General features: G+C 55.1%; 13 protein-coding genes. 7 read left to right on the plus strand and 6 right to left on the minus strand.

Annotation, left to right across the window (positions count from 1 at the left end):
• Nucleotides 1–8: 8 nt before the first annotated feature.
• Nucleotides 9–407, minus strand: coding sequence for a hypothetical protein (locus RBB81_RS08900; protein WP_353073427.1), 399 nt, complete (start codon nucleotides 405–407; stop codon nucleotides 9–11).
• 12 nt (nucleotides 408–419) lie between these two features.
• On the opposite strand from RBB81_RS08900, the gene RBB81_RS08905 reads away from it, so the two are divergent.
• On the plus strand, nucleotides 420–998 hold the full coding sequence (locus RBB81_RS08905; protein WP_353073428.1) for a DUF362 domain-containing protein: 579 nt from the start codon (nucleotides 420–422) through the stop codon (nucleotides 996–998).
• A gap of 23 nt (nucleotides 999–1,021) precedes the next feature.
• Entirely contained in the window at nucleotides 1,022–1,459 is a 438-nt protein-coding gene (locus tag RBB81_RS08910) for a hypothetical protein (protein ID WP_353073429.1), read from the plus strand.
• Nucleotides 1,460–1,574: 115 nt separating this feature from the next.
• Here RBB81_RS08910 and RBB81_RS08915 read toward each other — a convergent pair whose 3' ends face one another.
• Both RBB81_RS08915 and RBB81_RS08920 read right to left on the minus strand, forming a co-directional pair.
• A complete protein-coding gene (locus RBB81_RS08915; RefSeq protein ID WP_179581596.1) occupies nucleotides 1,575–1,850 on the minus strand; it encodes a hypothetical protein in 276 nt (91 codons plus the stop codon).
• A gap of 493 nt (nucleotides 1,851–2,343) precedes the next feature.
• Nucleotides 2,344–2,733 (minus strand): DUF5367 family protein, encoded by a 390-nt coding sequence (locus RBB81_RS08920; RefSeq protein WP_353073430.1) that lies wholly within the window; start codon nucleotides 2,731–2,733, stop codon nucleotides 2,344–2,346.
• Nucleotides 2,734–2,813: 80 nt separating this feature from the next.
• Here RBB81_RS08920 and RBB81_RS08925 point away from each other — a divergent pair, with 80 nt between their 5' ends.
• The 5 genes from RBB81_RS08925 to RBB81_RS08945 all read left to right on the plus strand — a co-directional run bounded on the left by RBB81_RS08925 (nucleotide 2,814) and on the right by RBB81_RS08945 (nucleotide 9,565).
• Nucleotides 2,814–3,395 (plus strand): TetR/AcrR family transcriptional regulator, encoded by a 582-nt coding sequence (locus RBB81_RS08925; RefSeq protein ID WP_179581598.1) that lies wholly within the window; start codon nucleotides 2,814–2,816, stop codon nucleotides 3,393–3,395.
• Nucleotides 3,396–3,737: 342 nt separating this feature from the next.
• Nucleotides 3,738–4,433, plus strand: coding sequence for a response regulator transcription factor (locus RBB81_RS08930; RefSeq protein WP_183789724.1), 696 nt, complete (start codon nucleotides 3,738–3,740; stop codon nucleotides 4,431–4,433).
• Nucleotides 4,411–5,754, plus strand: coding sequence for an ATP-binding protein (locus RBB81_RS08935; protein ID WP_179581600.1), 1,344 nt, complete (start codon nucleotides 4,411–4,413; stop codon nucleotides 5,752–5,754). Before RBB81_RS08930 ends, RBB81_RS08935 begins: the two co-directional genes overlap by 23 nt.
• Before the next feature lie 132 nt (nucleotides 5,755–5,886).
• Nucleotides 5,887–6,234 (plus strand): hypothetical protein, encoded by a 348-nt coding sequence (locus RBB81_RS08940; protein WP_179581601.1) that lies wholly within the window; start codon nucleotides 5,887–5,889, stop codon nucleotides 6,232–6,234.
• Nucleotides 6,235–7,027: 793 nt separating this feature from the next.
• Nucleotides 7,028–9,565, plus strand: a complete 2,538-nt coding sequence (locus tag RBB81_RS08945) for a beta-glucosidase (protein WP_353073431.1) — start codon at nucleotides 7,028–7,030, stop codon at nucleotides 9,563–9,565.
• 213 nt (nucleotides 9,566–9,778) lie between these two features.
• Here RBB81_RS08945 and RBB81_RS08950 read toward each other — a convergent pair whose 3' ends face one another.
• The 3 genes from RBB81_RS08950 to RBB81_RS08960 form a co-directional block, all read right to left on the minus strand.
• Entirely contained in the window at nucleotides 9,779–10,210 is a 432-nt protein-coding gene (locus RBB81_RS08950) for a TetR/AcrR family transcriptional regulator (RefSeq protein ID WP_183789716.1), read from the minus strand.
• Nucleotides 10,211–10,643: 433 nt separating this feature from the next.
• On the minus strand, nucleotides 10,644–11,507 hold the full coding sequence (locus RBB81_RS08955) for a hypothetical protein (protein ID WP_353073432.1): 864 nt from the start codon (nucleotides 11,505–11,507) through the stop codon (nucleotides 10,644–10,646).
• 470 nt (nucleotides 11,508–11,977) lie between these two features.
• Nucleotides 11,978–12,499 carry a S8 family serine peptidase gene (locus RBB81_RS08960; RefSeq protein WP_353073433.1) on the minus strand — a complete coding sequence of 174 codons (522 nt, stop codon included), beginning with the start codon at nucleotides 12,497–12,499 and terminating at the stop codon, nucleotides 11,978–11,980.
• Between the last annotated feature and the right edge of the window lie 65 nt (nucleotides 12,500–12,564).

Raw genomic sequence — 12,564 nt, forward strand, 5'->3', positions numbered from 1 at the left:
GCACCAGTTCATGCTGTAAAACCAACGTAAGCTGTTGTACTACTAACTACGCTGGCTATATTCACAGCATACGTCGCAATAAAGCTTGCAGATGTTGTAGCGTCAGTTAGCAGTGTAAGATTTGCACCGTCGTAACTGACATGCGAATGTATAACGTCCCCGCTGATCAAGACAATATTGGAAGGTGTCAGATCGATAGCGGGTATCGTTGGCGATGCCCCATCTGGATAGAACCCGGTTAAGTTAGTTCCCTCGCCGGAGTTGTTATGGATATCAAACCTAATTGCCAGGCTATTTCCGATTCCAGCGGTCCCTCCTCCGTAGCCCAGACCGCTTCCCGTTGGTCCAATAGCCGAGAGCCCTTTGTTTTGGATGGTGAACGCTTCGGGGCTTGATACCACAGTCATCGATGCTCCTACTTGGTCGATGCGGCCTTATTGAAAGGACATGTTAGCTCTGGTGTGACGCTCTGCGCGAAGAATCTGTTCGGGGCTACAAGCATCAACCCCGACTGGCACAAGAATGCGCACGATGGTTTTCGCCATAACGTTGACGGCTCGGCAAGTTACGCTGCATTTGTAGATTATTTGGGTCATAAGGATCTCGGCGAGAAAACCATTCTGTTTCTCGTCGACGGGCTCTCTGGCAGCGACAATGCGGATGGTCCGCCTCGTCGCAAGTGGAAGATGGCGCCGTTCAACGATGCCTGGCCGAGCAGCATCTTCACGTCACTTGACGGCGTGGCCATCGATTCGGTGGGCTTCGACTTCCTAACTTCGGAATGGCCCGATCTCGTGGATATCGCGAACGCAGACAAATACTTGCGCGAAGCAGCTCTCGCAAACGATCCACCTTCCAAGACGCTCTATGATCCAGAGCGCGATGGCATCCGATGCCGCAGCCTTGGGGTATTTGAGCATTGGAACAATGGAACAGACAAGAAGTACTCGGGCAATCTCGGAAAAGCGCACGGGATCGAACTTTTTAAGGTCATTTGACCGGTATTGACGGGAGTTGAAGAATGAACCGGAGAGTCCTCTTCTCATGTTTTCTCGCCGCGTCGATGCTAGCGACGACTGCGTTTTCTCAGTCATTTTTGAGCCAGTATAAGGGCGTGCCCTATCACGACAGCCGTTATCAAGCCGGCCCACAGAAGATACCAGGTCGGGTGTTGTGCGCCTATTACGACCTGGGAGGCGAAGGAGTGGCGTATCACGATACTGACCCGAAGAATCATGGCAGTGGAGATTTGAATCCGGCCGATGGTACCTACCTCAATGAATTTCGTATCCATGAGGGGGTGGATACTTCCTACACGACGTTCAATCGCAAGCCGGATCCGATTGACGATAACCCCTACGACAAGATTGTTCCTCCTCAAGACTTGCCCTATGTTGGCTGGACCGAACCCGGAGAATGGTTAAACAGAAGGGTCGTCACTAAAAGCTCGAGGGTGTGAACCAACCCACTGCGCGGATCCATTAGGAACCCACGGATAAGGGTTTAGGTGACTATCCCAGGCGATAGGCGTTTGCTGCTCACACGGAATAGTGAGACAGAGCTGCGAGGATGGGCTACTCCGGCGAATCGGTGTGAAGAATGCCGAGCTTCTGTGCCTCATTCTGGCTAATTTCCAGGGACGACGCATGGCCGTTCTGAACTTCGTCCAAAGCCTTTCTCGACCGATCAATTTTTACGCCGGCAGCCTCGAGAGCGGTTACCATTGCTCCTTCGCTGGCGAAACTACGTGTCAGTCCGCTAAAGCCCTCCAGATCGGCTTGAACGGGGCATGAGGCGATCCATGGACCGTCTGGAGATTCGTGACGAAAATGGAGAGAGAATGTATGCATAAATCCTCCTGATTGCTGGTCATTATGATGCGTGGAAACGGATAGGAGAATACTTAACGGAACGAACTGAATGAACTATCCGGAGTGTCCTGCTTCCTGTCCAGACTGCATTTGTGGGGACGGCTGGCTAAGTACCGCGGCCAACGGTGCGCCGTTCGGCGATCCGAGTCCAGTACATGCATCCCCTCCTTGCCCGGCTTTAAAGGCACGATTGTTGCCATTGGTGATGTCGCATTGCTTGGGTAACAGCGATGGAGTACAGCCTGGGATTCAGGAACCCACGGGCTGTCCGAGCTTCTGATTCATCAAGGCAATGAGGCCTGCCCACAGTGGCGCGGCCGCACTGGTCCCGCCGAAGATGCCGGACTCCCGTCCACCTGAATCTGATAGCCCGACTGAGGATCAGCGTCCCCTTGACACTGACTTACATTGATGCCGGTCATTCAGGAACTAGTGATTCTGCTGGGCAGGCTTTTGACCTTTGCTAAGGCCGCTATGGGTTCGCCCTTAATGTGACCACTTCTGCTATTCCAAGCACAAGCGCATATGCAGCGAATAGAAAAGCCCCGTAGCGGCCTCCCGATGAGGCCTGAATCCTTGGCATGAATGTCGATAGGTGAGAGAGAACGACGGCCTCTCCAATCATCCCTGGAATCGCGAGGAGGAGCATACCGGAAGTCCAAGCAGACGGCGGCACGTGACGCAGTTTGAGAATAGCGATGCAGATGATCGCACTTACTAACGGCGAAATGAAGAAGCTGATCCAGTAACGCAGGCTTGTTGTCTCAAGGACGAAGGGACCGCGGTAGGCGTAGTAGGCCGAACCGAGAATCCAAATAATGAGGCCGAGGACAATTAGGACGACACTGTCTTGTGTTTTCATCAGGAGTCCCTCAGAGATAGGATGGATGTACCACCTGGTACACGCCGTTAATGTACCACATGGTACATTCTGGAGATCAAGTGGCGAAAAAGGAAACAACGGACCATAGCGACCTCATCGAGAGCTGCCTCGGCGCCTTCATCCGGTCTGGAACACTCGACCTGAGCCTGGATCAGCTGGCGAGCGCCGTTGGAATCAGTAAGCGCATGCTGGTGCACTACTTCGGAGGGCGAGAGGCCATTGAAGAACGAGCGATGACGCTTTTGGAGAACCGACTGCGTGCCCAGTTCGCTCCAGAAAGTTTTCCGGCCGGAATCGCCGCACAGACAGTCCTCAATGCACTTTGGGACAGGACGACGAATCCTGAGTCCAAGGGAGTCCTGTTGCTAGTCATGGACCTCTCACGACGAGCATGGAACGGTTCTCCACGGGCTAAATCCTTCTACCGAGAGCAACAGCGCCTATGGGTTGAGCTGCTATTGAGGTATCTGCCGAATAAGGACGCGGTGGAGGAGGTACTCCAGTCCTTTCAGGGAGCAGTTCTCGCATACCTCATCACCGGCAACCCCGAACCGGGAAGACGCATGCTAAACCGACTATGCACGAGACTTGAGACGCGCCGGAAGTCCGCTAAAGAGACAAAGCAGCATCGGATAGGTTGAGCCGATTTTCGGTCTACCGGCAATCAAGAAGTAGCGTAATTACTTCCGAATTGCCCGTCATCCGCTCAAAACACTACCGCGACCTCGGAGAAACCTACCGTTTCAAGTGCATCCGCTGCCTTCACCTTCACATCCGGCTCCACGTCCGTCCCTTCCCAGTCGACCTTTTCGAATCTGCGGATCTACTCGCAGGTGGACAAGAAGACAATCCCCAGGGCTGAAGGTCGCCTTTGGTGCGTGTTTACGAGGGCGAGGTCCAGGTCGTGGTAGACAGGCCGCGAATTGGGTTGCTACCTTAAGGTAGGTTGCCGCGCATTTGAAACGTGCGAGGCTTAATAGCCGATGGAGACTGCGGAAAAAGACGCGCAGCTATCGCTGTTGGTCGTTGATGACGACAGAGAGTTATGCGGGATGATGAAGGAGTTTTTTGCCGGAGCCGGACATCGCCTGGACTGCGAATATGATGGCCGCCGAGGGCTCGCCTCTGCGGCCAGCGGAACATATGATCTGGTGATTCTCGATGTCATGCTCCCCGTCATTGATGGCTTCAGTGTGCTGCAACAGTTGCGACGCAGAAAGGACGTCCCTGTAATCCTTTTGACGGCGCGTGTCCAGCACCACGACAGGATTCTTGGGCTGAATGCGGGTGCTGACGACTATCTTCCGAAGCCTTTCGATCCAGATGAGCTCCAGGCACGGATCCGCGCGGTATTGCGCCGCACTGATGCTACGAAAGGCAGCAAAGATGTAACCATCGGTGACATCCGAATCAATGCAACTAAGCGCGAAGTGTGGATCGCGGGATCGCCCGCAGAACTGACTGAAATGGAGTTCGACCTACTGGAGATACTGATGCGCTCTGCAGGACGTGTCGTCTCGCGAGATGAATTAACTCTGGCTCTGTTCGAACGCAAAGCAGCACCGTATGATCGCATTCTCGACGTCCACATAAGCCATTTGCGCAAGAAGCTGGAGGGCGGTCGAAGTCTGATTCGCACGATTCGGGGAGTCGGCTATGTCTTTGCGCGAGCGGCTTAGGTTGTCGCCAACAAGGTCTCTTTATTTCGCCGTCTTTCTCGCGATGGTGGGCACGCTGTCGCTGTCGTTCTTCGTATTTCGACAGATCTCAGTTCGTCTGGAGAGGAAGCATTTCGATCCTGTTTATGACCGCTTAGACGAACTCCAACTGGAGACCGCGAGCAGAATATTGAACAACGACGGCCAGAAGGCGCTGGCAAACTATCTGACAGGCCTGGATCGTATTTCTGGGGCACATCATTATTTACTCGACGCAAATGGTATCGATCTCATAGGCGGCGGCAGTAAGGCAGAGCTGTTACCGCCTTATCCAGCGTCCAAATGGCGCATCCGGACCGGTGGCCATTCGGTCGCAGCGCAACGATCCGAGGACGGCCGGTATTGGTTTGCAGCAGTAGGCCAGCCTAGCCGTCCGCAGATTTGGACGTTTCTACCGTACTATTTTCTGGTGCTCGGTGCCACGGGCGTTCTGTGTTGGCTGGCCTCGGTTGCAGTGGTGTCGCCGATCCGCAGGATAGCTGCCTCTATTGCGCTCTTCGGACAAGGCAATCTATCTGTTCGCGTGCCTAGCAAACGGCAGGATGAGATTGGACAGCTAGGTGCTTCGTTCAATCAAATGGGCGAACGCCTGCAGCGAATGATCATAAGTGAGCGAAGACTGCTCGCGGACATATCCCATGAACTCAGATCGCCGTTAGCGCGGTTAAAGTTCGCCGCTAAGTTGGGCAGAAAATCCACGGACACCGACGCGGCGTTTGATCGCATAGACCGCGATGTGGACCGAATCGCCTCGCTTGTGGCTGGCATCGTGGAGATCACTCTCGTCGAAGGCGACCCTGAGGCCCAGGGCTTAGAGATTGTGAGCCTCGGAGAGGTTCTCGATGAAGTCATTCGCGATAGCACTTTGGAGGCTGAGGTTCGGGGTTGTCGTATCGCATTGAATGGTTCGCCCGCCGGCGAAATTCTTGGCAATCGTGAGTTGCTGCGGCGTGCGATCGAGAATGTCATGCGCAACGGGATTCGTTACTCGCCGGAACAATCAACAATTGATGTGTTCCTCGTTGGAGATCCAAACGCTGCGGAGATCGCAATTCGTGACTACGGATCGGGTGTTCCTGAAGACACACTTACAAGGATATTCGATCCATTCTTCCGGGCTGAAGAGGCACGTGACGCACAGGGCGGAGGATCAGGGCTCGGCTTATCGATCGCAAAACGGGCCGTGCAGGTGCATCATGGCACGATCACTGCAGAGAATGCATTGCCTGGTCTGCGCGTTCGAATTAGGATTCCGTTTTTCAAAGCGACCATGCAGGATTGACGATACGTGTCACTGCCGATCTCTTCAGTTCGGGCTTAAGAATTCTTAAGGTTCAGTGGCGACTGAACATGGTGTACTTCTCTCAATGCCAGACCCGAAAGGGAAATCTGTAAGGCGTTGGAGGACACACCTATGAAGCGATCTCTTGGTTTCGCAATGATGCTCACACTCCTTTCTGCCCCCGCTTTTGCGGGCAGGAACTCCCAAACAGTGAACATTCCCGAGCCGATGAAAGCTGGAAACACCCAGCTTGCCGCGGGTGATTACAACGTGACATGGACAGGTACCGGACCCAACACTCAAGTCACGTTTACGCAAAACCACAAGGTCCTCGCGACGGTACCGGCCCAACTTGTCGTGGAGAGCAATAAGAACGAGGCATTGGATACCAAAGTCCAGGGAACAGTCGAAACTCTCGAATCAATTCACATGAGAAACATGACTTTGGTATTTGAAGGTCCGTCCTCATCCGAAAAATAGGACGACAGACCCCCTTCGGAACCTATTCAACTTCATGCCCATGAATGGACAGTAAAGATAACGTTGTAACCGCCATTCACCCTTCTTCGAAGGGCTTTTTTTGCGGCGTGAAAGGTCTGTATCGGCGATAAGCGACGGCTTTTTCATCGCAAGGAAGGTTACTCCACGCGAGTAAGATACGCTTCGCGATAAAGATGAGTACTGGGAGCCGCGATCCACTTTCTTGTAGGTGAACGTTGGAGAACCCGTCGCTCGGTTACTTGCTGAGGCGGATTGCTAGTTGCAAGACGCGAGGGCCGGTTGCGGTGCTGGTGATGCTGCTAAACGCTGCGGCGCCGAAGCTGCCGTTGGGCTGTGAGAAGGCGGGGGCGTTGGTGATGCTAAAGAGCTCGGCGCGTAGGACTTGGCGCGCGCAAAATCGATCACGAATTTCGCAGACGGATGACAAGTCTCTATCTGTTTTGTCCGCGCAATCCACGAATGGAGTAGTTCCCGGTTGGTCGGCAACTCGGACGTTGACCGACCGGTACAGAGATGCGCGTTCACCTGTACTCGGACTGGCGAATCGACGCGGGTTTTTCCGATACGCGGTCTCGTGCATACCCGCTGCCGAGTGTTTCCGCAGTACCCGAGCAAACAGTCTCTGTCCCCACGTACCTCAAGTCTGGGATAATTCCATCACGTTCGAGGATGTCGAACAACGAACCCTGAGTGAGGCCAATTTTTGATGAGAGCCGGGAACCGCACTGTCCTGATCCTTTTTTGTCTTGTCTGCCCGTTGTGGATTCCAGGAGTGGCTGCATTTTCGCAAGCTCCCGCTCCAGATAGTCATGCCATGGAAGCGCGGGTGAACGACCTGCTCGAACGGATGACGACGGATGAGAAGATTGACCTCATCAGCGGCGATACCCCTTTTCGCACTCACGCCATCGCTCGATTGAACATCCCCTACTTCCAAATGGCCGATGGACCTGTAGGGGCACACATACCAGCGCCTACTATCGCGTATGCTGCGGGCATCGGATTAGCTGCAACATGGGATCCAGAGTTGGCTGAACGTCTCGGCCGCGAATTGGGTCGGGACGCTCGATCTCGCGGTGCAGTGTTTCTGCTCGGGCCTGGCGTAAACATCTATCGTGCTCCGATGAACGGTCGGAACTTCGAATATTTCGGAGAAGACCCGTTCCTCGCCGGAAGGATGGCAGTTGGTTATATTCGCGGCGTTCAGAGTGAGGGAGTGGCAGCCACGGTAAAGCACTATCTCGGAAACAACTCCGAGTATCTTCGCTATGACAGCGATTCGGTCATCGATGAACGTTCCCTGCGCGAGATCTACATGCCGGCGTTCGAGGCGGCGGTGAAAGAAGCGCACGTGGGCGCAGTGATGGACGGATACAACATCACAAATGGCGATCACATGACGCAAAACCGTCCGCTCGATCTGGAGGTTCTCAAGCAACAATGGCAGTTTCCGGGGGTTCTGATGTCGGACTGGACTTCAGTTCATGACACCGTCGCCGCGGCGAATGCCGGACTCGACCTCGAGATGCCCTTTGGGGTGTATTTCTCTCGCGAAAAGATCAAACAGCATCTGGCAAATGGAACGATCTCTGAGACCACGCTCGATGACAAAGTCCGGCGAATTCTGCGCGTAGCAGCGACCTTTGGGTGGCTAGATCATCCAGCAAAAGACCTGGGCATTCCTCGTTACAATCTGCAGGGCAGAGCGGTCTCGCTGCAAGCTGCGTTGGAAGGGACAGTTCTATTGCAGAACACGGCAAATCTTCTCCCGCTCGACCGGACTAAGGTGCAAACGATTGCGGTCATCGGTCCCACTGCGGCGCAAACCCTCACGACTGGGGGCGGCAGCGGCGAAGTAGTGAGCTTCGCGAATACGAATCTTATTACCGGAATCAGCAATATATTTGGTGGCGAGAAAAAGACCTTATACGCTCGGGGGATGTACACGCTGGACCAGTTCGCGCGCCTGACTCATTTCACGACGACAAGCGATGGAGAGCAAGCAGGTCTTACCGTTGAGCACTATTCTCAGCTCAATTTGCAAGGCCCGGTACGTTCGACCACAATTGAGCCCGTCGCTATTGTCCCAGGGAGCGCACATCGCAGGCCTGAGGAGCAGGAGATCAACGCCTTTTACTCACACAAGGGCTCTGATTTCGTCGTTCCTTCTGAGTCGGATCGTTGGACTGGCTATTACACACCTGAGCAGGCCGGGCTACATGCCGTTTCTGTGCATACGGATGGTCGCTTCCGTCTTTATATTGATGATCGACTGACCTTCGATAATGTCACCATCCCAAAGTACATCCTCAATCAGACCACGGTAGATCTCACTAAGGTATCCCACAAGGTAGTGCTAGAGGTATATGCTCAGCGCCGAGCTTCGTCCATTGGGGTGAGCATGGGTATCGTCAGTCTGGCCACAATTGTGGACCCGGACGCAATCAAGATGGCTCAGATGGCTGACGTGGTTGTGCTCGCCGTTGGATTCGACAATACCTCGGAGTCTGAGGGTGGAGATCGCAGCTTTGAACTTCCCCTCGGTCAGCAGGAGTTGATTGAGCAGGTGGCAGCAGTCAACAAGAACACGATTGTGACGATCACCGCAGGTGGGAGCGTTGATGTGCTGCCTTGGAAGGACAAGGTTCGTTCCATCCTCGCGACGTGGTACTCCGGGGAGGAGGGCGGAGATGCCTTCGCAAGACTGTTGTTCGGTGATGTCAATCCTTCGGGTCACCTGCCGATCAGCTGGGAACGTCGCATCGCCGATAACCCCAGCTTCGCTCACTACTATCCCGACCCAGGCACGAACAGGATCGTATACCGGGAAGGAATCTTCGTTGGGTATCGCGGCTATGAGCACAGTGGGACGGCACCGTTGTTTCCGTTTGGCTATGGGCTCTCGTATACAACCTTCGCCATGTCTAATCTTAAAACAACATCGAATGCGGATGGTCATGTTCTGGCGAGTTTCGATGTAGAGAATACTGGCAGGGTGGCCGGCGCGACTGTAGCGCAACTCTACGTCTCGCAGAAGAACCCATCCGTACCAAGACCTGCTGAAGAGTTGAAGGGCTTCTCTCGGGTAGAACTAGACCCAGGTGAGCGGAAGCACGTGACGGTTGAACTCGACCCTCGCAGCTTTGCATACTTCGATACGAAGGCCGGTGACTGGCAGGCCGATGCAGGATCTTACACTTTATCTCTCGGCAACTCCGTGAATGAAATCCTTGCCAAAACCCTTGTGCAACTTAGTCGAACGCTTCATATAGGAGTCGCGGAGCAGATCGCCAGCCCAGCACCGAACTGAGACGAAAATAGCCTCAGTCCTGTGAGTCGGCTCGTCAGTTTACTTCCGTATAGCCCGTAACCCGGAAGATTGGAGATCATCCGATACATCTGGAATGCTCGACGAGCGCCTCGTCGATTTAGCGCTCATTGCATCAGTTAGAAAGCCCTTGATTGAGTTCGAGCAGTGCACGGTGACTCGGCACACGTGGTCGCGTTCTCAATTCGGATTCGATCAGCTGAGCTTCTGTCGGACACTCATAAGAATCTCGTCAGAGAACTGCGGGTCCTGTACGGCGCGAGCCAGCACGACGCCACCGATCATCGCGGCGATTTGAAAGATGGCTTCTTTCCAGTTCCCACCCATCGCCGAGAGATATTCCTCAAGCCCCTGCTCGAACACTCCTTTGAGTTCAGGCGTCGAGCGAGCCACCTCCTGCCCCAGTGCTGCCATGGTGCAGCCGTCGCCTGGATTATCTCGGTGCCATAGGCTCAGATACTGGTCAGCGTACGATCTTTTGCCCTTCTTGGTGTCGCAGCGCTGCACGCGGCCTAGCGAAACGGCCTGTCCGTCGGCAACTGCAGCCTCCTGGAGTTCTTGCTTCGAAGCGGAGTGTGCATAGAACGCGTCTACCTCGATGACATTCGCTGCATGTGATGCTCGCAAAGCACAGCGAACAAGTAACAGCTATAGATGACTACCAAAGGAGAACGACATGGGCAAGCTTGAAGGAAAATTGCACTCATAACCGGTGGTAATAGCGGCATCGGTCTTGCGACGGCGAAGCAGTTTGTGAACGAAGGCGCCGCTGGAGGTGTCAGCGTAATCGACCCACCAGTCAGCCCGGCGAGATACGACTCGATCCCCGTCACTAAGCTCATGACCCGCGCTACCTTTAGGTTGATCTGAGTGATCACCGGCAACTCGCGGTTTGAAATATCCACGTCATCGCTGTGAATTATCCCGAGCGCGTCGCTCCTTGGCTTAGCGGCGCCTCCCAGGTTTCCGACAATCTGTACCTGACTGACGATGTCCTCCTCGTCCGTGGTGATCTTTGCGAGGTCATCCGGTGGCAGTCCAATTCTCTGTCTCAGGAAGGCTAATATGCCGCTTGCATCGCAATATCGTCCAGAATTGACCGGGCCTTGGCTACATCGGCGTTGCTGAGCGTTGCCAGCTTCGCGTAGTCGGTTTCCCGCGCAATCTCGGTCTGTTGCAGCTGCCCGGCCGCCGTCGCGGCCACCGCATTGCAGACGTAAGCCTTCTGCAACGCGCTGTGCTGGTCGATAAGGGTACCGAGGATTGAGATGAACGGATAGCTGTTTGAGTCGATTGCAGCAATCGTCGAAGGCCCATAGATGTCAGGAGTCAAAATCGTTACATCGCTCTTTTTTAAAGAGCGCGCAACAGCCAGCATGAGCGCCTGGTCCTGGATCGTACCGGTAAATTCGTTCACGCTCTGGCTACTGGTAAACAACGAGAGGATGCTCTGCAAGGCCGTCACGCCCTCCCCGATCGCGGTTGTGTATCCGGCAAAGCTCGGCGCAGCAGCTCCAGCTGCCGGAGGGCCGGTCGGGCAGCCATCTCCTCCCTGTAGCAGATCATTTGCCTGCTTGAGGAAATTGCGTACGATCAGCATGTGCGACCGCCAAAGCTGAAACGCCGGCACGGCTGTCGATGACGAAGGCACTAGGATCAGGTTCCGGCCTTGGTCATTATTTTGGGCATCTTTGTAGGAGCCACGCAGCGCCACGACTTCGCCTGCTATCTCAGTGCTGTTAGCACGAAGCGCCTTATATGCAAGAATCTCGGACTCAATGGAATAGGTTCCGCTGCTGGCCGGAATCGATGCCGCTCCAGCTGAGGTTCCCCCGCCGGCTGCGCCCTGCGCCACCGCGACATGCGATGTGCAGAGCGCAGCCGGCGCGAGAATCATCACCCTCACGATCCCTCTGTGTGTCATCGTCTCGAAGATGGATCCCGGTCGTGGTTAAAATCGTCTTCACATCCTCGTGCGTCAATGTGGGATTAGCCTCGAGGATCAGTGCAATCGTCCCCGCAATTTTGGCTCTGCCCCTGAGGTCCCACCGAATCGGTTCGTGTAGTCCGAGGGACTGAGATTCCGGCAGGTAAGGTCGTGCATGGCGTCCCCCTGGCGCGCTCACAACAATCCGGTCTCCATAGTTGCTCGGCAGTCCCGGCGCGATCGCGCGCGGATTGTCAACCGGGTCAAAGGCCGTTGCGCCCACCAGGATGGACCCGGTAGGCGGTATCGGCGCTCCATCGTCCGCGAGGCCCGCATCCCGCCCTCCGTTTCCCGCCGTTACGCACACCACGCAACCTTTGCTGATGGCATTCTGGATCACCGTAGCTACAGGGTATCCTGCTCACAGTTGCCAAGGGCTGGAAGAGGCGTTTGTGCCTCTACGTTGATCACCCTCGCCTGCCACCCGAATCCTGTAGCGCTGCCCAATCGATTGCGCTCGCCAGTGAGTTGCCTTGAAGCTCCTGCCCGGTGCCGGTGTTGTGTTGAATTGCCCAGAGTTTGGCGCTAAACGCCACGCCGGCAATCCCAACCGTGTTGCTCTCCGCACCTGCCAGACCAAGCACACCGGTCCCATGATCCGTTGCTCCCGCGGAAACATTTGTCGTGCCATCCCATGCGTTGTACGTTCGCTCGACCTGGTTGATCAGGTCTTCGTGTCCCAGAAAAAAACCTTTATCCACATCCGCAATCACCACTCCGGCTCCCGAAACCCGCGTCCATGCGCCGTCAATCTTGCACCGAAAGATGTACCACTGTTGCTCAGGATCGGTGACCTGATCCGTTGTCCCCAGGAGTGGATCCGCGGGAAACACAGGCGCCACGAGCCCAGGACCAGCTCCTGATGGCGCCGAGAATCCGAAGTACTCTGTCGCATGCGTCACTTCGGGCAATGAGCGCAGCCTGCGCACGATCTCCTCCACATCCGCATGCGCGGGAAAGTGCAAATGCACAAAATCGGCTGAGCCGCGCTTTT

Source organism: Tunturibacter gelidoferens (genome assembly GCF_040358255.1).
GTDB lineage: Bacteria > Acidobacteriota > Terriglobia > Terriglobales > Acidobacteriaceae > Edaphobacter > Edaphobacter gelidiferens.